The sequence below is a fragment of the Pedobacter soli genome (assembly GCF_900101435.1).
Classification (GTDB): Bacteria; Bacteroidota; Bacteroidia; order Sphingobacteriales; family Sphingobacteriaceae; genus Pedobacter; species Pedobacter soli.
Map to the genome: position 1 here is coordinate 23,956 of NZ_FMZH01000015.1, position 25,432 is coordinate 49,387.

A 25,432-nucleotide genomic window follows, 5' to 3' on the forward strand; every position below is an offset into this window, starting at 1 on the left:
TGCTACTTCTTCTTGTTTAGTTTTTCCAGTTTTTCTTTGGCTGTAGGGATGATGTCATCCTTACCATCGTAATTATCAATGATACTGAGAAGTGTACTTTTTGCCTGTAAATTATCTTTCAGGGCCACATAGTTATCAGATAGCAGGATAAATGATTTAGCTACCCAATAATCGTAAGAAGCCATGTTATTGATCAGATCGAAACAGGTTTTAGATGAGGCTTTGTAATCGCCTTTGTTATACTCAACCAAAGCGAGATTGTATTTTGCCTCGGCAGCTGCAATGGTTTTGGTTTTGGCCACTACGTTTTTAAATTCTTTAACGGCAGTGGTGGTATCGCCTTTTAGTAAATAAGCTTTACCTGAGAATAAACCCGAACTGTTTTTCTCTTCTTCCGATGCTTTTTCCGAGTCTTTGGTCAACTGTGCATATTTAAGCATGTCATCTGGCATGTTTAAAGCGGTGTAAGCCTTTAACAGGTTATTGATGGCAAAACTATAGTGCGATTTATAATCAGTTGTTGTCTCTAATCTTTTTAAGTAAACAATGGCTTCGTTATACTTTTTCTGATCGAGGAATAATTGCGAAATGCTAACCAACGAACGTTCGGTATAATCGCTGGTCCAGTCGTTCAGGATAAATTCGTAATCCGGGATGGCTTCATCCGGACGTTTTAATTTCACCAGCGACTCGGCCCTGATAAATTTGGCTTCTTTCTCGTGGTTGGCTTTCGGGAATTTATCAAAATAAGCGTTAACTGCCTGGAAAGCTCCGTTGGCATCGCCTTTTAAATACAGGTTATTTACGGCTGCAAAAACGATATTATCCTGCTCATTGCTCGAGTAGTTGCCTAGTGGCGTGGTATTGGCATAGGCTATGAAACCATTGGCATCGCCACGATCAACGTAAATATTTTTGATCGATTCCATCGCCTGTTTGGCTTCATCGGCAGTCGGGTAATCGGTAATAACCTTTTTAAACGATTCTAAGGCGGCATCGTCCTGGTCCTGGTTGTATTGCACCAAACCAATGGTTACCAAAGCTTTAGCTACATAACTGCTGCGCGGATATTTGGCTACCAAAGCAACCAGATCGGATTTAGATTTATCGAAGTCGCCTTTGTTGAAATATGTATATGCCGTTTCGAAACCCGCATCATCAGCGTAGTTCGAATTCGGGAATTTAGACAGTAAACTCTGCATGGTACCAATTTTGGCATCATACTGGTTTTCCAATCCCTGGATCATCCCTTTCTGGAAAGTGGCGTAATCTTCGGCGCTGGTATGTCTGTTGATGATTTTATTGTAATTAGCCATCGCATCACCATAGTTCTTGTTTACGAAATAAGAGTCGGCTAAACGGATGGTAGCATCGTCAATGGTTTTCTGGTCTTTATCGTTTCCGGCTAAAAACTTCTCGAAATAGTTGGCGGCTTTGCTGTACTTTTCATCTTCGAAAGCTGCATAAGCCAGTGCGTAGTTGGCAAAATTGTAAACGCCGGTTTTGTCGGCATCCTGCATCTTCAAAAACTTCTCGAAAGTGGTTACAGCTTCGCCATATTTACGCAGCTCATACATCGATTCGGCTTTCCAATAAGTGCTTAAAGCATGTATTTCGTTGTCTTCGGCAAATTTCTCCGACCGTAAGAACATCGATAATGCATTAGGAAATGCCCTTTCGTTATAAAATTCCAATCCACGGAAATAGGTAACTTTCTGGTAAGCTTCTTTGGCTTCTAGAGTTTTATCTGGGATTGATTCTAAAATATCAACTGCAGCCTGATAGTTTTTAGTGGTAAGTAATACTTCACCCAACAAGGTTTTAGCTTCGTTTATTTTACGCGATTTAGGGAAGCTTTTTAAGAAACCCTGCGTAGCCTCTAATGCCTGCTGATGAAATTCCAGTTCGTAGCTCAATTTAGCATAGTTTAACCAGGCTTCTTCCTGAATGGCTTTGTCGAAATCTAAGCGTGATGCTCTGAAAAAGGCACTCTGTGCTTTTTGTTTATTGTTTAACTGGATAAAAGCTTTACCCAGCGTATGCATACCGTTTTGCAGGTAAATATCGTCGGTATTTAACTTTTCTAAAACGGCAACCGACTCTTTGTATTTCTTGTTTTGGAACAGAGAATAACCGTACTGGTAAATGAAAAGGTTGTTTTTGGTTTCGCTTTTATCTTTGGCATAAAACTCTGCAAAATACTTTTCTGCATTTTTAAATTCAGATTTGGCGAAGTAAGAGGCCGCCACCAAACTCAACATTTCGGGTTCGAACTGTTGTTTGGTTTTTTGCATAATGGGCAGCGCATAACTGATTACATCATCATAACGCTCATCCAGGTAATACATCGAGGTGATGTAGTAGGGATAGCTGGCCTCATAAGTTGGCGAACCTTTTAGTTTTTCGAAGTTGGCAAGGGCTGTTTTATACTCTTTGTTTAAATAATTGATGTAAGCAAAGTAGTAGGTAGCACTTTCCTGAAAAGCACCTTCTTCTTTTTTAACTTTCTCGAATAAAGGCTCGGCTTTTTCGTAATCTTTAAGCTCGAAATAAGCATAACCCTGTTTAAACTGGTATTCGTTTCTTTGTTTGCCTGAAAGGGTAGAAGGATCGGTTTTTTCGAACCACTCTAAAGCTTTTTTATAGTTTTTTTGGTTGAAATAAGTTTTTCCAACATAAAAATAAGCCAGCTTGGTATTCGGGTTTAGCGGATAATCGCGGATAAAGGCCTGAAACAGACTTTCGGCATCGCTATTGGTTAACTCCAGTGCGCAAACGGCCGCATAGAATTTTGCATTTTCTTTTAACAACGAAAGCTCAGCATTGCTTTCGGTTTGGGTAGAAGGTTTATAACGTTGCAGCTCAACGAGTTTAAACTGTTGCGCAGCTGCCGTATATTTTTCTTTGTCTAATAATTCTAAGCCCGTTTGATAGTTTTTATTAAGATTCTGCACGGCGCTAACCTGGGCGTAGGTGCTCAAACCTCCTGCTACAAATAGCGGAATTAGTAAGTATTTTTTCTGCATTGGTTTCAAATATGGTTGGTACTAAATTAGAAATAGTATCAAAGCTTATCAACAGAAGTAATTAACATCTGTTAATAACACAATTAAACGACAGGTTTTTTGCTTTGGTATTGGCTAAAGTACGAATGTGGAAAATTACCGGTTCATTCGTTCAATAGTGATTTGTTCAATTGGTGGATTTATCGAGTACAATGAGATTGGTTAACTGCTTAATTGTTTAAATCGGTTAACTGTATTGTTGTAATTGTTGCATTGCTAACTGAAAACCGCCAACTGAAAACTGCTTAGTGGGTTAACTGGTTAATTGTTTAAATCGGTTAACTGTATTGTTGTAATTGTTGGAGATTGTTACATTGCAAACTGGAAAGTGCCAATTGAAAACTGCTTAGTGGGTTAACTGGTTAATTGTTTAAATCGGTTAACTGTTTAATAGCTATCGGCAACAGTTTAAACATCAGGCTATCGACTATTAACCAATGGAGCTGATGACTCTGGACTGAAGACTCCAAACTAACAACCCCAAACTCCCAGCTCAACTCTAGCCCTGACTCGCAAGTAAATACAACACCGCCATACGAATGGCAACACCGTTTTCTACCTGCTCCAGAATGATGGATTGCTTGCTGTCGGCTACATCGCTGGTAATCTCTACACCGCGGTTTATAGGGCCCGGGTGCATGACAACGATTTCTTTATCCAGGTTATCTAAGATTTGTTTGTTTAAGCCATACATCATGGCGTATTCTCTTAGCGAAGGGAAATATTTTATGTCCTGGCGCTCTAACTGAATACGCAGCATATTGGCTACATCGCACCAGTTCAGGGCTTTAATCAGGTTATGTTCTACTTTTACACCCAGTTGGTGGATGTGTTTAGGGATAAGTGTAGTAGGCCCGCATACCATTACCTCGGCACCTAAGCGCTGTAAGCAAAGGATATTGGAAATGGCCACGCGCGAGTGCAAAATATCGCCCACAATAACCACTTTTTTACCTGCCACATCGCCCAGTTTCTGTCGGATAGAGAAAGCATCAAGCAAAGCTTGTGTAGGGTGCTCGTGTGCACCGTCGCCCGCATTTACAATCTGGGCTTTAACATGTTTACTTAAAAACTGACCGGCACCTGCATAAGGATGGCGCATCACTACCATATCCACCTTCATCGACAGGATGTTGTTTACCGTATCAATAAGGGTTTCGCCTTTGCTTACCGACGAAGATGAGGCGGCAAAATTTACCACATCAGCTGAGAGCCTTTTTTCGGCAAGCTCGAAAGAAAGTTTGGTTCTGGTAGAGTTTTCGAAAAAAATGTTGGCAATAGTAATATCACGAAGTGAAGGTACCTTTTTAATGGGCCTGTTAATCACCTCCTTAAAATTATCTGCAGTTTCGAAAATCAATTCGATATCATTCCGGTTAATATCTTTAATGCCTAAAAGATGTCGGGTTGATAATTTTTCTGCTGCCATTTTCAATTTATTGTTTTTCCGATAATAAAACTACTTTGTCTTCACTGCCTTCGCTTGTCCAGGTTACTTTTACCTGTTGCGAATTGAGGCTGTCTACCTGATGGCCGATGTAATCGGGCTCAATTGGTAAATGCCTGCTGAACCTGCGGTCGATTAAAACCAAAAGTTCTACTTTTTCCGGACGGCCGTAAGCCAAAATGGCATCCATTGCTGCCCTGATGGTTCTGCCGGTCCAAAGTACGTCATCAATTAAGATTACTTTTTTGCCTTCGATAATAAAATCGATAGAATTGCTGCTTGCAGTTACCAGTCCGTCTTTACGGCGAAAATCATCCCTGAAGAAAGTAATATCGAGGTTACCCTTTAATATTTTTTTGTTTTTAAGGATGGTTTGTAATTCCTGGTGAATACGGTCGGCCAAAAAGATACCCCTTGGCTGAATGCCAATTAAAACGGTATTCGAGAAATCGTCGTGGTTTTCAATTAACTGATGGCAGAGCCTCTTAATTGTAATCTGAATTTTTTGTCCGTCAAGAAGTGTTTTCTTTTGCATTGAAGAAGGATTGGGCAAATATATAAAAATGTTTTAAGGTTGTAAAGCCAGATGCTGATTGTTTTGGCTTTCGTTGGTTAAAATCTTAATTTTCAGTTATTATCAATTGTAATATTTTATGCGCCATGCTGCTGGTAATCATCAATAAGTTGAAGGAGTTTATGGTTTATTGCTTTTACCACTTCGAAAGTACCGTTACCAATTTCCTTGCCATCAATTACCGCCACCGGCCAGGCATTTTTGGTAGAACTGCTGATAAAAGCCTCTTTAGCGGTGTATAACTCCTCGAGCTCAAAATCACGTTCTACTATTTTATAACCTGAAATTTCGAGTCCTAAAATTTTGCTGCGGGTAATTCCTTTTAAAATTTCTGTTTTCGGCGTCACGATCTGATGATCGGTTACGATAAAGAAATTTGCCCTGGGGCACTCCCTGATCAGGCCGTTGTTGTGGTACAATAGATCTTCTGCACCACTGTTTTTAACAAACGATTGTAGTCTGATGGCTTGTAGGTAATCGATCGTCTTAACCATTGGTAGCTGGCGCTGATGATTATAGGTAAGTAGTTTCAATGGGTTTTTAAAAGGATCTGGATTAATCTCTAGGGGTGTTTGGGTAATAATCAGGTTGGGTTTGCTCATGGTATAGCCATCGTCGGCAAAGCCACCGGTTAAAATTATTTTGATGCCTGAGTTGGCGATGTTATTTTTTTCAATCAGCTGGTTGATGCTTTCGCGCAATTGTGCGCGATCGAAACTCACTTCCATATTCATTTCCTGTGCCGAATGATAAAACCGGTCGAAATAATTGTCGATAAAAATGGGTTTGTGATTGACCGTTTTAAGAAAATCGAAAATACCAAAACCCCTTTGTACAGCTAAATCTGAAACGGAAATATTGGCCTCTGCGGCCGGGTACAATTTGTTGTTGATCGAAATATACATCGCGCTGTGTGTTGAATATGATATTTAAAATTAAGCTAATTGAACTTTAATTACTAAACTTTTAGCAGAATTGAAGGTTAATAATACAAAAGCCTGATTTTTATGCGGGTGTTAATTGTTAATTTTAGCCATGCTTAACAAGCCAATAATCTTTTTTGATGGAGTGTGTAACCTTTGCAATGCATCGGTTCAGTTTGTTATAGCGCACGATAAAAAAGATCAGTTTGGTTTTACTGCCATTCAGGGCGAATTGGCTAAAGATGTGCTGCCTAAATTTAATGTCGACCTAACTCAACTCAGTACTGTGCTGCTTTTGGAAGAAGGGAAATTGTATACCAAATCTTCGGCGGCATTAAGGATTGCTAAAAAACTGGATGGGGCCTGGCCACTGTTGTATGGCTTTATTATCATTCCAAAATTTATTAGAGACTGGTTTTACAACATCATAGCCAAAAACCGCTACAAGTGGTGGGGTAAGGAAGAAAGCTGCTGGATACCTACGCCGGCTTTAAAAAGTAAATTTTATCCCTAGTAATTACTGGCCGTTATTCTTTTTGCGTGGCGACCAAAGCCATAGCGATAGAATAATTAGTGGGATACAGATGCTTAATGCAATTACAATCATGATTTCACGCTGTTTAACCATATCCGGCTCAGTAGAGGTAAATACATATACTGCTTCTTTAATGGCAAAGAGTGTAATAATGGTGCAGATTACGGCAAATACTTTCCTCATGTCTTAGATTTGAATGCAAAGATTGCATTAATTTTTAATACAGGGGTTAATTAAATAAAAAAGCCAGTCGGATTGCTCCAAACTGACTTCAATTAACCAAATACAAACATTATTCTGCCGTTTTAACCGGCACTAAATCTTCAAGTTCTGCTTTTGTAAATAAACGATAATGCACCTTAAAGGTTTTTTGCAATGGGGTTTCCAATGAAAAGCCACCCACACCAAAACCATCCAGTACATCGAGCGTAAAGTGCGAAAACTGCCAATATTCAAACAGATCGCGGTCTACCCAAAATTCACAACCTTCCACTTCTCCGAGGCAAACATCATGCATACGGAGATAATAGCCACCCTTTTCAAAACACTGGGGTTGCGTACCTTCGCAACAACCACCGGCCTGATAAAACATCAAATCGCCATGCTGTGCTTTTAAAATTGCAATCAGTTCTTTTGCTTTTTGGGTACTGTCGATTCTATTGGTCATGGTAAAATTTTAAACTAAGCTGGTTGCAATAAGCCGCAGGTAAACAGGCTGTTTAACTGCGGCATCTATAATCAACGGACAATTTAATTTTTTGTGCTAAAAGAAGCCCAGTTTGTTCTTGTCGTAAGAAATTAACATGTTTTTGGTCTGGCGGTAATGACCAAGCATCATTTTGTGGTTTTCGCGGCCAACGCCCGATTGTTTTTAGCCTCCAAATGGCGCGCCAGCAGGGTAGGCATGGTATTGGTTAACCCAAACGCGGCCGGCCTGAATGGCCCTGGGTACCTGGTAAAGTTCGTGTGCATCACGCGTCCAAACACCGGCACCTAAACCATATAAGGTATCATTGGCAATTTCGATAGCTTCTTCAACGGTTTTAAAAGTAGTAACGGCCAGCACGGGGCCAAAAATTTCTTCCTGAAAAATCCGCATTTTGTTGTGGCCTTTAAAAATGGTGGGTTTAATGTAATAACCGCCACCTAAATCGCCGCTTAACTCATTTACTTCGCCACCAGTTAATACTTCTGCGCCTTCTTCTTTACCTAATTTGATGTAAGCAGCAATTTTTTCGTATTGTATTTTTGAAGCTTGTGCGCCCATCATCACAGTGCGATCAAGCGGGCTACCAATTTTAATGGCTTTGGTACGCTCAATTACTTTGGCGATAAATTTCTCGTAGATATCTTCCTGTACCAGCAAGCGGGAAGGACAGGTGCAAATTTCGCCCTGGTTTAAAGCAAACATTACTGCACCTTCAACAGCTTTATCTAAAAAGGCATCATCTTCTGCCATTACTGAACTGAAAAAGATATTGGGCGATTTACCGCCCAACTCCAATGTAACCGGGATGATATTTTCTGTAGCATATTGCATAACCAGCCTACCGGTTGGTGTAGAGCCGGTAAAGGCAGCTTTAGCAATTTTAGGGTTGGTAACCAATGCGCGGCCAAGCTCTGCACCAAAACCATTTACCACATTAACTACACCCGGAGGCAATAAATCGCCAATTAATTCCATTAAGATCATGATCGAAACCGGTGTACTTTCGGCTGGTTTTAAAACCACACAATTACCTGCTGCAAGGGCTGGCGCCAGTTTCCAGATCCCCATTAACAAAGGGAAGTTCCAGGGAATAATTTGCGCAACTACACCGATCGGTTCGTGAACAATAAGGGAAACGGTATTATGGTCTAGCTCTGAAAGTGAACCTTCTTCAGCACGGATTACTCCGGCAAAGTACCTGAAATGGTCAATTCCAAGTGGTAAATCGGCCGCCAGGGTTTCGCGTACAGCTTTACCATTATCGATGGTTTCAACGGTGGCCAGATATTCCAGGTTGTCTTCCATCCGCTGGGCAATTTTATTCAGTATAATGCTTCTTTCGGTTGCAGAAGTTTTGCTCCAGGTTTTAAATGCTTCATGTGCAGCATCAACAGCTAGGCTTAGGTCTTCTTTGGTAGAGTGTGCAGCTTTGGTAAATACTTTCCCGTCAATAGGAGAGATGTTATCGAAATAAGCGCCTTTTACCGGTGCTACAAACTTTCCGCCGATATAGTTATCATAGTGGGATTTGAATGCCGGTTTTTCAATTAAGTTTTCCATAATTATTATTCAATTGGTGTGGTCCGAAAAACACTTGTAGCAATTCTGGAAAGAATTGGCTCTGTGTTTTCTTTGCGGTTTTAAGATTTGGTTAATACAAACCTAATGGCAAAAGACATGGCGGTGATAGTATAATTGCCTCAACCGATAGCATTATTGTTGCAGCGTGAACAAGCTTGCCAAAATACTTTTATATTTGAGTAGAGTAATGCTCGCTAACCAAATCTTTATTGTTATGGCACATGTATTGGATCAGGTAAGTTTAAGTAAATCAGAAAGTTTGCAGACTTTGGTGGAGAACCGTACTTCTTATACTTTAGAGCGTTGCGAGCTCAATGTTTTCGAAACCTATACCGAATCGTACCGGGTTCCGCTTACCTTTAACGATTTTGTGATTACCAGTATGCTGAGGGGCAAAAAGGTGATGCATTTGTTCGATAAAAAAGGATTCGATTACTTTCCTGGCCAAACGGTTATTGTTCCGCCTGCTGTAACCATGAAAATCGATTTTCCTGAAGCCACAAACGTAAACCCTACCCAATGTATTGCCTTGGCCATAGATCAGGATCAGATTAAGAAAACCATTGCTTATCTAAATGAATTTTTTCCTAAAGAAGGGAGTAATGAAAAGTGGTTGCTAAACTACGATCAATACCACTTTTACAATAACGAAGAAATTGCTTATCTGATTAACAAAGTAATCCGCATTTGCTCCGAACGCTCCAAAGAAAAAGATATCCTGGCCGATTTAACACTTAAAGAATTGCTGGTTAGGATCATGCAAACCCAGAATTTGAATATTTTAAACAGCGATACGCATAATCCTAATCATAATCCGTTGGCTTATGTACTCAATTACATTAAGGCCAATTTAAACGAGAAGATTAACATTAACAGCCTGAGCGATAAGGCCTGCATGAGCAAAGCCACTTTTTACCGGTTGTTTAAACGCGAGCTGGGCATTAGTCCGAACGATTTTATTCTGGCTGAAAAAATAAATAAAGCCAAAGTATTGTTGTCGCAGCCAGGAGGTAAAGTAGCTTCTATCAGTTACGAGCTCGGCTTTAGCGATGCCAATTATTTTATCCGCACGTTTAAAAAGATTGTAGGCATTACCCCTGGGGCTTACCAGTTGCAGGTGGCCAACCAGTTAATCCATTAAATCATTTAGCTTATCGCTCAGCTGTTTTAAAGGTTTCTTAAAAATACTGTCGTTCATACGTTTGGTCAACCAGATAAAAGGAATACCAACCAGTGCCAACAAGGCCATTTGTATGAAAAAATATGGCCGCTGAATTACTTGCTCAAAGCTTTGGTGTACATATAGGCGGTAGGCCAGTAAACCGATGGGGCCAGCTAAGGGCAAAAAGATGTAGCCGAAAATGGTTTCGCCGCTTAAAATCTTTTTTATAGCGTTAAGGTTATCCATAAGCACCTGTTTGGTGTTGGCGTTAAAGTCTACAGTTGTTTTAATTTTGTTAAAATCGCGCACACCCAATGCCCTGCAGATCTCGTAGGTAATTACAACAAGCAGCAGCAATATTTTTAAATCGCCTTTGGCAAATATGGCCAGCGCTAAAAGCGGAAGATCAATAATTCTGATCCACCTTAATTTCCACTTCAGTTTAAAAATCAGTTCCTGTAAAAGGCTATGTGCTTTCTCATCAATAGTTAGCTTTGAAGTATCTATTTGGCTGGCTTTTGTGTTAAATTCTACACCCAGGTTTTGCCATTCTTGTTCTAAATTCATGTTATTTGCCTGTTAAAAGGGTGGTTAATTGTTGTTTAATGCGATGTAATTTCACGTTGGCGTGGTTTCTGGAGATCCCCATCATTTCGCTGATTTCGGTATTGTCGAAACCATCGAGATGAAGCATGATTATACTGCGGTCAATTTCTGTGAGTTGTTTAATGCAACGGTACAGCCAGTCGGCACGTTCTGATAATTCAGGTGGTTCGAAATAATAATCCAGTGCTTCGCGGTTTTTAAGCTGCGTTCGTTTTTGTTGTTTGCTTAAAAAAGAGAGCGATACATTTAAGCTGAGCTTATACAGCCAGGTCGAAAATAGGGCATCGCCCTTAAAGCGGGGATAGGCTTGCCAGCTTTGGAAAACAATTTCCTGATATAAATCTTTACGGTCTTCCTCGTCATCTGCATACAGGTTTACCATTTTATAGATAATGCCTTTATGTGCTTCGAGTTTATCGAGATAAGATTTTGCTATCATATCTTATTTAGCCTGATCTACTGGTTTGGCCGTAGATTTAAATGTTTTCTGGTATTGGTAAATCCCGATAACCAAAGATATTGCTGCCACAAGCAATAAAGGGTATTTTAAAAAATAAGGCATGTTGGTACAGCTTACAACACAAATTAAAAATGCCGTTGTTCCGAATTTTGAAGTTTTGTTTTCCATGTTACTACTCTTACTGAATCACTAATTTTTGAACAGTTAGTAAACAATAGCCTCAAAAAATTACAGCCTGATAAAATTAATTTACCAGGTACCTTTTTGAGTAGGTAATGCCCATCAAATCGTAGCGTTGAAACTGTGCTTTCAGGCGTTTCTGGAAATCAGGATAATTTCGTTTTTCTTTCGGGCTCCACAACACTTCGCTTAAGGCATCCAGGCGAGGAAAAAGCTGGTACTGTACTTTTGCCGGGTTGGTAATGTATTCGCTCCACAAGCAGCCCTGTGCACCCCAAATGTATTTGGCCTGTTCGGCATTTAATTCTGACGGCACAGGTTCATAGTTGTACACATCAGCCAGAAGTGATGGGGTACTTGCGGTTAAACTATCTTCTTTTACAAACTGGCCGTGATTAAAGTACATTTTATTTTCAGGGGTCATAATGGCTTTGTGGTTTTGCTTTGCTGCTTCTATGCCACCTTTTTCGCCCTGCCAGCTCATTACCACTGCATTTGGTGCCAGGCCTCCCTGTAAAATTTCGTTCCAGCCGATGATGGTTTTTCCTTTGCTGTTTACAAATTTCTCCATCCTGCGGATAAAATAACTTTGAAGTTCACTCTCGGTTTTTAAGCCGTTGGCCCTCATTACCTGCTGCGAAACTGCCGATTGTTTCCACCATACCTTAGAAGCCTCATCGCCACCAATGTGGATATAAGGGGAAGGGAATAAGGCCATTACCTCTGTTAAAACATTTTCTAAAAACTTAAAAGTAGTATCAGAAGCCTGCAGTACATTATTGTATTTGTTCATCATGCCCCAGGTTTCGGCTACGGTGTACTTTTTGTTGGGTTCGGTGCCTAATTCCGGATAGGCAGCCAGTAAAGCCATGCTGTGCGCAGGCATCTCAATTTCGGGAATAATGGTAATGTAGCGTTTAGCAGCATAATCAACCACTTCTTTAATTTGTTCCTGTGTATAAAAGCCGCCATGACGAATGCCATCGGTTTTAATTACAGCATCTTTTGGCGTAATTTTAATTTCGTTGGGCAGTACCTGGTATTTAATATTTTCGTTGCCTTTTCCGGGCCATAGGCCAATAATACTGCCATTGCGCCAGGCACCAATTTCGGTTAGTTTAGGATATTTTTTGATTTCAATCCGCCAGCCATGATCATCGGTTAAATGCCAGTGGAAATAATTCATTTTATGCAGGGCCAGGTAATCGATGTATTGTTTGATAAAGGCTACATCAAAAAAATGACGGCTTACATCAAGGTGCATGCCGCGGTAAGCAAAGCGGGGGTGATCTATAATTGTAATTGAAGGAATTGTTACCTGATTACTTAGGCCAGTAGGAAGCAATTGAATAACTGACTGAATGCCATAAAATATACCCGCCGCTGATGTGCCGCTTATTGTGACATTCTGATCTGAAGCAATCAGGTTATAGGCATCTTCAAATTCACTGATTCTCCTGTTTGAAATAAATGCGATAAAATTTTTGTTGGGCGTAACCTTAGTGATATTGAGCTTTAGCTTAAAATATTTTTGAAGGTAATTATTCAGGAAATCGGCTGCCGGGGTCAGGGTAGAATCTATTATTACGATCTGCGTTTTCGAATCGATGATGAAAGGTTTTTTGCCAGGCTCTGTTTTCTGGTATGCAGGCTGCGGGATAATATTAATCTCCTGGGCAGAAACTTTGAACGAAATGAGGACCAGAAATAAAAAGATAATTTTTTTCATGCTGAAAAGGCTAGGTTACGCTTTTCAAAAGTAGTGATAATTGGTGGATGCCGGGAATAGGATGGTAGAACGAATTACTTTGTTACATAATAAAAAATTCGTCATTGCGAGAAGGCTTTTTCAGCCGACGAAGCAATCTTTCTTGCAGGAATCGTCAATATGAAAGATTGCTTCGTCGTTCCTCCTCGCAATGACGATTCATCAAGGAAATCCGTGCACTCCGTGTTTCCGTGGCTGCTATAGGTTGCAGGGTAAAAAATAATCCTTTAAGGTTTCAAAAACCTTAAAGGATGGGGCAAAAAAAATCCCGATAACTTTCGCTATCGGGATTAATATTTCAGTTAAAAAGAACTAGCCTTTTTTAGCTTTGCTTTCTTCGCCTTCTAATTGCGATTTCAATTGAGCCAATACGTCTAAGTCTCCTAAAGTAGATTTCTCTACAGAATCTTTAACTTTTTTAACCGCAGTTACAGCAGCTTTAGCTTCTTTTTTCTTAGCATTTCTTTCTTCTGCTACAGCTTCAGCTTTAACCTCTTCCCAGATACGGGCGTGAGATACTACGATACGTTTTGCTTCTTTGTTGAATTCAATGATTTTGAAGTCATTGGTTTCTTCAGCTTTAACTGAAGTACCATCTTCTTTAACCATGTGTTTAGTAGGTACGAAACCTTCTACACCATAAGGTAAAGCAATAACAGCACCTTTATCAGTTACTTTAACAACAGTACCCTGGTGAACCGAATCTAAAGTGAAGATCGTTTCGAAAGTATCCCAAGGGTTTTCTTCTAATTGTTTGTGACCTAAGCTTAATTTACGGTTATCAACGTCTAATTCTAAAACAACTACGTCTAATACATCACCAACTTTAGTGAATTCGTTAGGGTGGTTAACTTTTTTAGACCATGATAAGTCAGAAATGTGGATTAAACCATCAATACCTTCTTCGATTTCAACAAATACACCGAAGTTAGTCATGTTTTTAACAGTTGCTTTGTGCTTGCTTCCAACAGGGAATTTAGCAGCAACTTCTTGCCATGGATCGTTAGATAATTGTTTAATACCTAAGCTCATTTTGCGCTCGTCTCTGTCTAAAGTTAAAACTTCAGCTTCGATCTCATCACCAACTTTTAAGAACTCTTGTGGGTTTCTTAAGTTTTGTGACCAGCTCATTTCAGAAACGTGGATTAAACCTTCAACACCAGGGATGATTTCTAAGAAAGCACCGTAATCTGCAACAGTTACGATTTTTCCTTTTACTTTAGAACCAACCTGAATGTCAGCACTTAAGTTCTCCCAAGGGTGTGGAGTTAATTGTTTCAAGCCTAAAGCGATACGTTTTTTCTCATCATCGAAATCTAAAACAACCACGTTGATTTTTTCATCTAATGATAATACTTCTTTCGGATGCTCTATGCGGCCCCAAGAAATGTCAGTAATGTGAAGTAAACCATCAACACCACCTAAATCGATGAACACACCGAAATCTGTAATGTTTTTAACAGTACCTTCTAATACCTGACCTTTTTCTAATTTAGAAACGATTTCTACTTTTTGTGATTCTAAATCGTCTTCAATTAACACTTTGTGAGAAACTACTACGTTTTTAAACTCGTGGTTAATTTTAACAACTTTGAATTCCATTGTTTTACCCACGTATACATCGTAATCGCGGATAGGTTTAATATCAATTTGAGATCCTGGTAAGAAAGCTTCAACGCCCATGATATCAACAATTAAACCACCTTTAGTACGGCTCTTAACGAAACCGTTGATGATTCTGTCGTTCTCAAGTGCCTCGTTAATTGCTTCCCATGATCTTTGGGTTTTAGCTCTTTTGCGAGAAAGAATCAATTGACCGTTAGCATCTTCTGGTGCTTCAACGAATACGTCAACTGAATCGCCGATTTTTAGATCTGGTGTATCACGGAACTCAGAAGTAGAAACTAAACCGTCTGATTTGAAACCTACGTTTAATACTACGTCTTTGTTGTTGATTGAAACAACGATACCGCTGATGATTTCACCTTTAGTGATCTGGTTGAATGTTCCGGCATACATATCCTCAAACTTTTTACGGTCTGCTTCATTGTAGTTACCAAAAACTTTTTCATCTGCATCCCAGTCGAAATCTTCGCTTGGTGTTGCTAATGATGATTTGATCGATTCGATCGAAACTGAATCAGCTTCTGATTCAATAGTTTCTTTTTCAGTCAGGCGTCCGCCTTCTCCCTGAAGTTCAGCTGTTTTAGCTGCTAATTCTTTTTCTGCTACTTGTTTTTTAGCCATTAATTAATTATCTCCTTTTTTCCCTATTTAGGGACTGCAAAGGTAATACTTTTTTTAATTATGGAAAAGTTTTTTTTAATAAATCTAGCTGATTTTTAGCGCTTTATAATTCCCCTCCAACGGAGGGGTGCCTGAAAGGCGGGGTGTTTATTTAAATTTAGTTGGTAATATCATAGCTTGTGTAAGCATTTGATTGTGTTTTTTAATTTAATTATCTGAAAATGAACAGGCAGCAATGCTTGGGTTAATGCAGTCCCGCTATCGCTTATAGTCCTCTCCCGATGAAATATCGGGATGCGGGCTATTCCGCTCTATCGGGTTTAAAAACGAGGGCTTGAGCTCAAAATCAACCAAACGCCAATAATAAATTATTTGGCTACCCGGGAGCCGTCCCTCCGGGACGGGTTTTTAAAATTTGTCGCACTTGTCTGTTTATAAGTCGTCCCGGAGGGACGAATCACAGGTAGTAGCACAGAAATGTACGTGTTTTCCCATTAAGCCGATTATGGTTTAGATTTATTTTTTCGTAAACGTTCCCCGCGTAAAGCCCTCGCCAATCAAGGTCTGTTCATCCCTGATCAATAACATAATGGTGTTTTGCTGGTCGTATAATTTAATCATATCGCCATCAATCACATATTTAGAGGTGAAAATAGAATCGTTGTAGGCATCGCTCACCGTTACCGAATCTTTCGATTTAAAATTGAAAGATTTATACTGGATGTCTTCGCCACTGGCAAATGTACCCGTAACCACCTTTTCGGCCACAAAAGTGATGTAGCAAAAATAGCCTACCACCAAAATTACGATTACCGAGAAACCAATGATAAATTTATTACCACTGGCATACTTAAGTGAGAAGTATAAAATGGCAAACAAAATAACCGCCACTACGGCAATAAAAATAATGCCCGAATAATCTTTGCTCGATTGTGGTACCGAAGCCGCAATGGTAGTTTTTTGTGCCGGAGCCTTTACCGGCGAAACCCGTACCAAAAATTCTTTACTTACCCAGCCTTCGCCATTGGTTACTTTAATTTTAAAATAGGTCGCGTTCGATGAATCGATCACAGCCACGTTTTCGTCTTTGGGCAGGTAGCCTACAATTTTGCTTTTCACATCAGCCTTTTCGCGTACCCTTAAATCATCGGCTGTTACCCGGTACATGTCTTCGCTGCCCGCTGTTGTTGGTGTTTGCGTATTTGGTGTGGCGGTAGTGGCTACAGGTGTTGCAGGTTGAGCTGCCGGGGCAATTTTCGCTAAAAAATCTTTACTGGCCCAGCCCTCACCATTTTTTAATTTTACCTTGTAAAATTTAGCATCGCTGGCATCTAAAACTGCCACCTTTTCATTTTGAGAGATCGAACCGATCACCTTACTCTTCGAATCTTTTGTTGCCCTAACGCGTAATTTATCAGCGGTAACACGGTACATGTCTTGTGCATTAACCGTTAGCGAGAGCATAAAAAGGGCAAAAAACAGGAATAAGGTTCTGGTCATAAGAATAGGGTTGCGCAAAGCAGTTTAATAAAATTATTGCACGGCATTAAGAGCAAACATCGTGCTAAGTGCCCCAAAATTAGAAAATACTTTTAATTAGCAAGTTAAAACAAGCAGTTAAATCGCAATGCTTTACCAGCTACCTCCTGTACCGCCTCCACTGCTACTGCCACCGCCCCAGCTACTTGATGAAGACGAAGAACTGCTGCTGCCAGAAGAAGAACCGGAAGATGAACTCGATTCGACCAGCATGGCCAGGGTAATCCATTTTATAAATTCTGTTTTCTTGCAAAAGCTGCATTCATTGATCATTTTGGCCTGCCCTTCATGACTATAAGTTGCTGCTTTAACCGTTACTTTTTTGTTCAGTTTATAAGTCCTGAAACTACATGATGGACATTCGGTGTAGCTGTTGTAAGCTTCGGCGGGCCAGGATTTAATCAGGTGTTCTTTATGGTCGGTACTTTCCCAAATATCATAATCGTATGCCTGTATTACCTCTTCCTTGCGCTGCCCTTTGGTTAAAAAAGGTTCTCCTTCAATGTTAATATCGCGGTCAATGCGTACCATTGCATTGTTCTGGCTATCTAAAACAGGTTTAAAGCGCTCGGTGGTTTTTACCCGTTTAATCAGGTGTATCATCATCGCGATCAGGATAATCGGAGAGAACAAGATTAACCACCAGTTTTTCTTGTGAAAGGCAACAACCGCATCAAAAAAGTTTTCGTCGTCCTGGTGTGCTTTTCTTATCGTAGAAATATAAAACAGATACCTGAAGAAAAGGGCAATAGCTAAGACCCCAAAAAGGATATAGGGTACGTACGCCAGTTTAATTTCTCTAAATAGTTCAAAACTATCGGTAAAAACCACAACAAATACCGAAATGAAAACAAAAAAGAATATACCGATACAGCCTTTTGCTATGGTTTTATCGTAATTGTTTTCTTGCTTATTAAGGCTTTTTAGGTTGAAGCCGGTTTTAGCCTGCCGGTTTACAATTTTAAATACCCCGAAAAAAGCCAGGATAATGACAAGGGAAGGCAGCCAAAAATTTTCGAGGGGTGAACTGCTTTCACGCTGTGTAAAAAGCTGATTAAGTTCCTGTTTATTATTCGGGTTTAAAATAATTTCGCCAATGGCGTTAATAGTGTTGGTAATGCCCGCGCTAAAATCATTTTCTCTAAAGGCGGGCACCAGGTTATCTTGGGCAATATGTTTAAGCGTAACGTCAGGCAGAACACCTTCGGTTCCTGTACCGGTTATAAAACGGTATTTTCGGCGGTCTTTGGCTATAAACAGGAGGAGACCATTGTTGCTTGTTTTTTGGCCAATACCCCAGTACTGGAACAGCTCGTAAGCAAAGTCGAAATCTTCCTTGTCGTGGTCGAAATCGTTAACAATAACTACCGCAACCTGAACATTGGTTTTTGCTTCAAAATCGGCGATGGTACTGTTTAATGTTGCAACAGTACCACTACCTAAAATGTTATCGGGATCGCTAACGTAGCCACCATCGTTATTTTTTGGATCGGGAATATCTTTTACCTGATAGACGGTTTGTGCAAAGGCTAAATTGGACAGGAAAAGAAAAAGTAAAAGGGCAAAATGCTTGGTTAAATGGGTTTTGAGCATTGTATTAATTGAGTTGTAAAATTATGGCGTCATCATTTAACAAACAGATGCCAATATGGTTTACTCTTTTAAAATTTTTGCAAGCACCTTATCTAGTTTTGCTTTATCTTTCATGTAAGGCTCCAAATCATAAAGTTGTACCGATTTGAAATGGATCGGGTGACTCTCACTTTGCAAAGAAATGTAGCCCGAGGTTAGTGGCTTGCCATCAACTTTAACTTTTGGATCGTAATTAGAAACGCTGCCACCACCAATTTGTGGTTTAGTGTATTCTAAAACTACTTCGCCACCAATAATATGTTTAATCACCGAATCGCCTAAAACTAAAAACTCTGCAGTTACCCATTGGTCGCCAGCGTAAGTTTTCGATTTTGAATCTAAACAGTGTGGCGTAAACAATTTACCATTGTAATTAATTAAGGTGCCCGGAGTACAAACATTGCTGGTGTGACGTTCGTGTTCGCCATCGCCACCTAAAATTTGTCCTTCAATCGAGATTGGGAAATCCTGATTTTTCAACATCGTGGCCGGATCCTGGCAATGTAACATGGCGCCGCTGTTTCGGGTTGCCCAACCTTCACCACCTTTAGCCTGATCGCCAACAAAACGATAGGTAACTTTTAGGAGGTAGGCCGAAAAGGGTTTTTTGTAAAAAATATGGCCGTATTGCTGGTTAAAATCTTCATAGTCATCGTAACTTACTTTCATTAAGCCATCTTCAACACGGAAGGTATTGGCGTAATTTTCTTTGTATTCATGTTTAGCAATTTTAATGTTCCAGTCTTTTAAATCCTTTCCGTTGAAAAGGTTAATCCAGCCTTTTTGGGCATTGGCACATAACGTTGCGGTAACTAAAAATAATGCCGTAAGGCACATTGATCTTAATTTCATATTTGCATTTGGGTTAGGTGCTAAAAATATGAATTTTTTTTCAATGGCAAACGCGCTAATATTTAGCCACAAATGAACAGATTATCACGGAAAATTTTTTTCTGAACGTGCTAACCAATAAACTATTGACGAGATAATGGTTTTCAGTTGGCAGTTTTCAGTTTAGAGTTGGATCAGGCTATGAACTATTGATCAATAAACCAATGACCAATAAACTATTGACGGGATAACAGTTTTCAGTTGACGGTTTTCAGTTTACAGTTGGATCAGGCTATGGACTATTAACCAATGAGCTATTGACCAGTTAACAGTTTTCAGTTGGCAGTACTCAGTTGGATCACGCTATTAACTATTGACCATGAACCACCATGCTAACCAATAAACCAATGACCAGTGAACAAATGGGTTATTGAACCAAAAAAGGTTCTACATGGTATAGTGCAAAAGTTAATTGCTCTTCCTGGGTTAAATCGGTATTGTCTAAAATAATGGCATCATCTGCTCTTACCAGCGGACTTTCTTTGCGGGTAGTATCAGCATAATCGCGGTGCGCCAGGTTTTCGAAAACTTCTTCTAAAGTAGTTTCATTATTGCCTTTGCTCTCCAATTCTTTAAAGCGACGTTCTGCCCTGATTTTTGGATCGGCGGTCATAAAGAATTTTACAGGTGCATGCGGAAAAACCGTAGTGCCGATATCGCGGCCATCCATAACAATATTTTTCGATCTGCCCATGCGTTGCTGTTGTTTTACCATTTCATGGCGAACAATGCGGTGTGCAGAAACCTCACTTACATTTTCAGAAACGGGCATTAAGCGGATTTCTTCAGAAACCTCTTCACCGTTGAGGGTAATATGCGATTCGTAATCGCGCGAATGAAAATTTAGTTCGATGTGTTGTAAAGCATCTTCAACCTGGGCATCGTTGCTAACATCGATGTGGTTCCGAAGAAAATATAGGGTAACGGCACGGTACATTGCGCCACTATCTACATAAATGAAACCTAATTTTTTAGCCAATGCCTTTGCCAGGGTGCTTTTTCCGCAAGATGAATAGCCATCAATAGCTATAACCAAGTTTTTCTTCATTCTGCTACAAAGGTAAAAAAAGCCGATGGGTTTACTAACTTTTTTTAAATCGATATTCTTTATACTTTTGCCGCATGTTACCCAGCAGAGAAGAAATTTTACGGTCAGCCATTTTTAAAACATCCAGAAGTGGAGGTAAAGGCGGACAAAACGTAAACAAAGTTTCGAGTAAGGTAGAGCTGGTTTTTAATATCGAAACCTTTGCGTATTTTACTGATGAAGAAAAGGAACTGCTTAAAGAAAAGTTGCAAAACCGTTTAGATAGCGAAGGTTTGCTGCACATTGTTTCGCAGGAAGACAGGAGTCAGTTGCTCAATAAAGAGAAGACGGTTGCAAAACTGATCGATTTGCTGAAAAAGGCAATGATTGTTCAGAAAAAAAGAAAGCCTACCAAGATTCCAAAGGCCATTATCGAAAAAAGGTTGAAAAATAAGGCTGCCACAGCAAACAGGAAAGAAAGCCGTAAAAAACCTTCAATAGATTAATCAAGGTCTGATTTCAATTTTAGTTCCAATTTTTACGGTAGTATAGAGTTCATCAACTTCGCTATTGGTTAATGCCATACAGCCATTTGTCCAGTCAGAAAATCTTTGAAATTTGCCTATAAAACCGAATTTGTTTCTGATACCATGTATCTTAATATCGCCACCCGCAGGTCTTCCCAAAAGTTTCGCGTATGCAACATCTTTTGAGTTGGGGTAAGAAACCCCAAGATTTTTATGGTAACCGCTATGTGGATTTTTGGCGTTGATAATATAAATGCCTTCGGGCGTTTTTTCATCACCTTCGTATTCTTTATGTCCCACAGGGCTGTCGCCTAACGAAATTTGATAGGTTTTAACAAGCTTGAACTTTGAATAAGCCAATAGTCGACGATCAGATTTTTTAACAATAATATAATCGATTTTGGTATTTGCTGGTAATTTTTTTTCAGGATATAAATTGTAGATAATTGCACCAACAATGGTGAGTAAGAATATAAAAAGTATAGCTTTTTTCATTTTTCGCGGGTAAAGACAATTTACAGTTGGCAATTTTCAGTTAACAATTAACCCAATACAGTTAACAATTAACCAATTTAAACAGTTAACCGATTAACCTAATACAGTTGGCAGTTTTCAGTTAACAATTAACCAATTAATCCAATACAGTTGGCAATTTGCAATTAACCAATTCAAATAGTTAACCGATTAACCCAATACAGTTGGCAATTTGCAGTTAACAATGAAACAATATTAACAATCAAACAATTACCTAACCTTTCCCAAAACGGTAATACAAGCTTAAGCCTCCATAGTTCTGCGCTTTGGCTACGCTTTTAACCTCTTTGGTTTTAAAAATGATATTAAAATCGGCAGTAAACCTTTTCGAACTATAATTTACCCCAAACTGCTGCTCAAAAACAATGGGTTTAACCCCAAAAGTTAACGGGCTATTGTTTTTAAACATACTGCCCTGGATGGTTGCATCGTAAGCAACAAAGTTCAGTTGTGGTTTTACATAAAAGAAAAACTCCGAATTATTTAAACTTTTGGTTTTAGAATTTCCAATTACCGCATTGTGGTAAGCGCTATTAAATAATTGATTGATTTTACCAGCCCTGAATAAAACTGATGTCCCCAGACCTGAAAAGGTGGTACCCAAATTGGCATAACCTTGTGCGCTGATATCCACAATCGGATCTTCTGGTCTGAAAAGCAGTTTGCTGTAGTTTGCCGCTAAATTTACAGCTACTTCATTTTTAATCTGGTAATCCCAGCCTGCAGGTGTATAAAAACCAACTGTTTTATGCAAAAAACGCTGCGCATCCTGAGCCAGCGAGTTTGGCCCAACTGTTCCCAGCTCTACGTTCGTTTTTAAAACACTTTCGTCTTTGTAAAATACCGAGTAAGCAGCGCCTGCATATAAATAACCGGCAAATGGTCGGTCCTGATCTTCTTTATTTGGCACCTGCCCCCAGTAAGGCGTGTACATCTTTTGGCCTGCAGAAATTTCGTAGGTTTTCTTTTCGATCTTATCGGATAATTTTTCGGTATTTAAAGCCCTGCGGAAATAAATAAACAATCCATTGGTATAATAACGATCGTTTAAAGTAGCCAGATAGGCATCATTTTCGGTTTTAAAACCAAACTCGTTTTTAAAAGATTGTGCAAAACCGGTTGATACAACCAAACAAAAAACGATAGCAGATAAAAGTGATTTCATAAAAAAGTCCCGATAATTACCGGGACTATAAAAGTATTTATTGTAATTGGATTTTTAAACGTTCTCTGTCAAAAGATTATCAATTAGTTTACAATTGAGGCAGCTTTAACGCTTAAATCCAATGGTTTTTTTACTTTGTTTTTAGTAAGTGCCAATTCAATTACTTCGCTCATTTCGCTTACGTAATGGAATTTCAGATCCTTGATATAGCTTTCCTTAATCTCTAAAATGTCTTTACGGTTGCTTTTGCAAAGGATAATTTCTTTGATATTAGCCCTTTTGGCAGCGAGGATTTTTTCTTTGATTCCACCTACAGGAAGCACTTTCCCGCGTAGTGTAATTTCTCCTGTCATGGCCAGATGTTGTTTTACTTTACGTTGGGTAAAGGCCGAAGTTAATGCGGTAAGCATGGTTACACCCGCCGAAGGTCCATCTTTTGGGGTAGCGCCTGCAGGAACGTGTACGTGTACATCCCAGTTATCAAACAAGGTGTAATCGATGCCAAACTCGGCTGCATGCGCACGCAGGTATGCCAGGGCAATCACGGCTGATTCTTTCATCACATCGCCCAAGTTACCGGTTAAGGTTAATTTGCCTTTTCCGGGACTTAAGCTCGATTCGATAAATAAAATATCGCCACCAACACTTGTCCAGGCCAGACCGGTAACCACACCGGCTACTTCGTTGCCTTCGTATAAATCCTTATCGTAAATTGGAGCACCTAAAATACGCTCTATGTCTTCCGGATTTAAGTTCGCGTCGTAAGTTTCTTCCATGGCAATTTTTGTGGCCACGCCACGAACAATCGAACCTATTTTTTTCTCTAAACCACGCACACCCGATTCTCTGGTATAATCTTCAATTACCTTCTCAATTAACGCTGGTTTCAGGTTAATATCCTTGGTTTGCAAGCCATGGTTTTCTTTCTGTTTAGGCAAGAGGTATTTTTTAGCGATTTCGATTTTCTCTTCAATGGTATATCCGTTTACTTCAATAATCTCCATACGATCTAACAAAGCAGGTTGTATGGTGCTTAAAGAGTTGGCGGTTGCAATGAAAAGGATATTCGATAAATCGTAATCCATTTCTACATAATGATCGTAAAACGCATTGTTTTGTTCCGGGTCTAAAACCTCCAGCAAAGCTGATGAAGGATCGCCACGGTGGTCAGTTCCAACTTTATCGATCTCATCCAATACGAAAACAGGATTATCTGCACCCGCTTTCTTGATCGAAGAAATAATACGGCCTGGCATAGCACCAATGTAGGTTTTACGATGACCACGAATTTCTGCTTCATCGCGGATACCACCTAAAGCCATACGTACATATTTGCGGCCTAAGGCTTTTGCTATGGATTTGCCTAATGATGTTTTACCAACTCCCGGAGGGCCAACCAAACATAAAATAGGGGCTTTCATGTTTTGTTTTAGTTTCAGTACAGCAAGGTATTCGATAATACGCTGTTTTACTTTTTCTAAACCAAAGTGATCTTTATCCAGGATGCGCTGTGCTCTTTTCAGATCAAAATTATCTTTGGTAAACTCGCTCCATGGTAAATCCAAAAGGAGTTCAAGGTAATTTAACTGTACCGAATAATCGGGTGCTGCCGGGTTCATTCTACCCAGTTTGTCTAATTCTTTATCGAAATGTGCAGCAACCGCTTTCGTCCATTTTTTCTTCTTGGCCCTTTCCTGTAAAGCATCAAATTCCAAATCCGCAGAGTTGCCACCCAATTCTTCCTGGATGGTTTTTAACTGTTGATTTAAGAAATAATCGCGTTGTTGCTTATCTAAATCGGTACGTACTTTAGATTGGATCTGGTTTCTCAGTTCCAGCATTTGCAGTTCGACCATTAAAAGCTCCATTACTTTTTGTGCCCTTTCCTGCAGTTTATCCATTTCCAGGATTTTTTGCTTATCGGCCATTTCGGCATTCATGTTCGATGAAATGAAATTGATCAAAAATGAATTGCTTTCGATGTTTTTAAGCGCAATACTGGCTTCGCTCGGAATATTTGGTGAAAGCTGGATAATCTGAGCCGACATTTCGCGTATAGATGCAATGAGGGTTTTAAACTCCTTGTCGGCTTTATGTTTCTGCTCTTCGAATTTTTTAACAACAGCTTTAATGTAAGGTTCGTTCTGAACCTCCTCAATTAAGCTGAAACGTTGCTTACCCTGTATAATTACGGTGGTATTACCATCTGGCATTTGCAGCAATTTAATGATGTTTGCTACAGTACCAACGGTGTTTAGCTGCTCAAAAGTAGGGTCTTCTATCGACACATCTTTTTGAGAAACCACCCCAATAATTTTGTTTCCCTTGTAAGCTTCTTTAATTAGTTTAATCGATTTATCTCTTCCAACTGTAATCGGAATAACTACACCCGGAAATAAAACGGTGTTTCGCAAAGGCAATATGGCCAAGGTCTCGGGCGTTTCCTCATTGTTCATTTCCTCCTCGTCTTGTTGAGACATTAGGGGAAAAAACTCTGTATCTTCATTGATTATTGGCATAGCTGTATGGAAATCAAATATATCTTGTTTACTCATTATCACATTTTCCGCTAACGACAAACTGGCAGTTTAATCGTATTCACTTTGTTTAATTTTTATATTAAGTTAACAATTTCAACTCTTGTGCCAAAGTAAAAATTATATTAATGTTATGTTAAAAAGGCAGAGCAATTTAAATATTTCCGCCAATATCATATAATGTATTTTTTTGCGTTTAAGCTAATGTTTGGGGACTTTGTGCTCAAACAAAAGAAATTAAAACTTTTAAATTATCAGAATAGGATTATATTGCAAAAAATTTCTCCTATATATTGTATTAGGCGTCATCATTGTTAAACTTA

General features: G+C 39.4%; 22 protein-coding genes. 3 read left to right on the top strand and 19 right to left on the bottom strand.

What is annotated here, in order from left to right; translation table 11 throughout:
- Positions 1 to 2 precede the first annotated feature (2 nt).
- From BLR37_RS22325 to BLR37_RS22340, 4 genes are all read right to left on the bottom strand, one after another.
- On the bottom strand, positions 3 to 3,026 hold the full coding sequence (locus tag BLR37_RS22325; RefSeq protein ID WP_090772546.1) for a tetratricopeptide repeat protein: 3,024 nt from the start codon (positions 3,024 to 3,026) through the stop codon (positions 3 to 5).
- A 538-nt stretch (positions 3,027 to 3,564) separates the two neighbouring features.
- The gene (locus BLR37_RS22330; RefSeq protein WP_039482225.1) at positions 3,565 to 4,494 is read right to left on the bottom strand and encodes an aspartate carbamoyltransferase catalytic subunit; all 930 of its coding nucleotides are present in this window, start codon (positions 4,492 to 4,494) and stop codon (positions 3,565 to 3,567) included.
- Between the two features lie 7 nt (positions 4,495 to 4,501).
- A complete protein-coding gene (pyrR, locus tag BLR37_RS22335) occupies positions 4,502 to 5,047 on the bottom strand; it encodes a bifunctional pyr operon transcriptional regulator/uracil phosphoribosyltransferase PyrR (protein ID WP_039482230.1) in 546 nt (181 codons plus the stop codon).
- Positions 5,048 to 5,163: 116 nt separating this feature from the next.
- On the bottom strand, positions 5,164 to 5,991 hold the full coding sequence (locus BLR37_RS22340; RefSeq protein WP_090772550.1) for an aminotransferase class IV: 828 nt from the start codon (positions 5,989 to 5,991) through the stop codon (positions 5,164 to 5,166).
- A gap of 130 nt (positions 5,992 to 6,121) precedes the next feature.
- Here BLR37_RS22340 and BLR37_RS22345 point away from each other — a divergent pair, with 130 nt between their 5' ends.
- Positions 6,122 to 6,523 carry a thiol-disulfide oxidoreductase DCC family protein gene (locus tag BLR37_RS22345; RefSeq protein ID WP_090772659.1) on the top strand — a complete coding sequence of 134 codons (402 nt, stop codon included), beginning with the start codon at positions 6,122 to 6,124 and terminating at the stop codon, positions 6,521 to 6,523.
- Between the two features lie 3 nt (positions 6,524 to 6,526).
- Here the strand turns inward: BLR37_RS22345 and BLR37_RS22350 are convergent, their stop codons facing one another.
- From BLR37_RS22350 to BLR37_RS22360, 3 genes are all read right to left on the bottom strand, one after another.
- Positions 6,527 to 6,727, bottom strand: coding sequence for a hypothetical protein (locus BLR37_RS22350; protein WP_090772551.1), 201 nt, complete (start codon positions 6,725 to 6,727; stop codon positions 6,527 to 6,529).
- Between the two features lie 109 nt (positions 6,728 to 6,836).
- Positions 6,837 to 7,211, bottom strand: coding sequence for a DUF779 domain-containing protein (locus BLR37_RS22355; protein WP_090772554.1), 375 nt, complete (start codon positions 7,209 to 7,211; stop codon positions 6,837 to 6,839).
- 204 nt (positions 7,212 to 7,415) lie between these two features.
- Positions 7,416 to 8,813, bottom strand: coding sequence for an aldehyde dehydrogenase family protein (locus BLR37_RS22360; RefSeq protein WP_279615753.1), 1,398 nt, complete (start codon positions 8,811 to 8,813; stop codon positions 7,416 to 7,418).
- Positions 8,814 to 9,048: 235 nt separating this feature from the next.
- On the opposite strand from BLR37_RS22360, the gene BLR37_RS22365 reads away from it, so the two are divergent.
- Positions 9,049 to 9,975 carry an AraC family transcriptional regulator gene (locus tag BLR37_RS22365; protein WP_090772661.1) on the top strand — a complete coding sequence of 309 codons (927 nt, stop codon included), beginning with the start codon at positions 9,049 to 9,051 and terminating at the stop codon, positions 9,973 to 9,975.
- Here the strand turns inward: BLR37_RS22365 and BLR37_RS22370 are convergent.
- The 9 genes from BLR37_RS22370 to cmk form a co-directional block, all read right to left on the bottom strand.
- Entirely contained in the window at positions 9,964 to 10,563 is a 600-nt protein-coding gene (locus BLR37_RS22370) for a hypothetical protein (RefSeq protein WP_090772556.1), read from the bottom strand. The genes BLR37_RS22365 and BLR37_RS22370 overlap by 12 nt on opposite strands.
- Before the next feature lies 1 nt (position 10,564).
- Positions 10,565 to 11,041, bottom strand: a complete 477-nt coding sequence (locus tag BLR37_RS22375; RefSeq protein WP_090772558.1) for an RNA polymerase sigma factor — start codon at positions 11,039 to 11,041, stop codon at positions 10,565 to 10,567.
- Between the two features lie 3 nt (positions 11,042 to 11,044).
- A complete protein-coding gene (locus tag BLR37_RS22380) occupies positions 11,045 to 11,230 on the bottom strand; it encodes a hypothetical protein (protein WP_090772560.1) in 186 nt (61 codons plus the stop codon).
- Positions 11,231 to 11,306: 76 nt separating this feature from the next.
- Complete coding sequence (locus BLR37_RS22385; RefSeq protein ID WP_090772562.1) at positions 11,307 to 12,971, bottom strand: beta-N-acetylhexosaminidase; 1,665 nt, start codon at positions 12,969 to 12,971, stop codon at positions 11,307 to 11,309.
- A 351-nt stretch (positions 12,972 to 13,322) separates the two neighbouring features.
- Positions 13,323 to 15,257 (bottom strand): 30S ribosomal protein S1, encoded by a 1,935-nt coding sequence (rpsA, locus tag BLR37_RS22390; protein ID WP_039482263.1) that lies wholly within the window; start codon positions 15,255 to 15,257, stop codon positions 13,323 to 13,325.
- Between the two features lie 516 nt (positions 15,258 to 15,773).
- Positions 15,774 to 16,757, bottom strand: a complete 984-nt coding sequence (locus tag BLR37_RS22395; protein WP_090772564.1) for an SH3 domain-containing protein — start codon at positions 16,755 to 16,757, stop codon at positions 15,774 to 15,776.
- Between the two features lie 132 nt (positions 16,758 to 16,889).
- Positions 16,890 to 18,389, bottom strand: coding sequence for a TPM domain-containing protein (locus tag BLR37_RS22400; protein WP_090772566.1), 1,500 nt, complete (start codon positions 18,387 to 18,389; stop codon positions 16,890 to 16,892).
- A gap of 60 nt (positions 18,390 to 18,449) precedes the next feature.
- Positions 18,450 to 19,280: a 3-keto-disaccharide hydrolase gene (locus BLR37_RS22405; RefSeq protein ID WP_090772663.1), complete on the bottom strand. Its 831-nt coding sequence runs from the start codon at positions 19,278 to 19,280 to the stop codon at positions 18,450 to 18,452.
- Between the two features lie 406 nt (positions 19,281 to 19,686).
- Positions 19,687 to 20,367, bottom strand: coding sequence for a (d)CMP kinase (gene cmk / locus BLR37_RS22410; protein ID WP_090772568.1), 681 nt, complete (start codon positions 20,365 to 20,367; stop codon positions 19,687 to 19,689).
- 74 nt (positions 20,368 to 20,441) lie between these two features.
- Here cmk and arfB point away from each other — a divergent pair, with 74 nt between their 5' ends.
- A complete protein-coding gene (gene arfB / locus BLR37_RS22415) occupies positions 20,442 to 20,852 on the top strand; it encodes an alternative ribosome rescue aminoacyl-tRNA hydrolase ArfB (protein ID WP_090772570.1) in 411 nt (136 codons plus the stop codon).
- Here arfB and BLR37_RS22420 read toward each other — a convergent pair whose 3' ends face one another.
- The 3 genes from BLR37_RS22420 to lon all read right to left on the bottom strand — a co-directional run bounded on the left by BLR37_RS22420 (position 20,853) and on the right by lon (position 25,127).
- Positions 20,853 to 21,368 (bottom strand): L,D-transpeptidase family protein, encoded by a 516-nt coding sequence (locus tag BLR37_RS22420; RefSeq protein ID WP_090772572.1) that lies wholly within the window; start codon positions 21,366 to 21,368, stop codon positions 20,853 to 20,855. It abuts the gene before it with no gap.
- 253 nt (positions 21,369 to 21,621) lie between these two features.
- Entirely contained in the window at positions 21,622 to 22,572 is a 951-nt protein-coding gene (locus BLR37_RS22425) for a lipid A deacylase LpxR family protein (protein WP_090772574.1), read from the bottom strand.
- Between the two features lie 83 nt (positions 22,573 to 22,655).
- Positions 22,656 to 25,127, bottom strand: a complete 2,472-nt coding sequence (lon, locus tag BLR37_RS22430; RefSeq protein WP_090772576.1) for an endopeptidase La — start codon at positions 25,125 to 25,127, stop codon at positions 22,656 to 22,658.
- Positions 25,128 to 25,432: the final 305 nt, after the last annotated feature.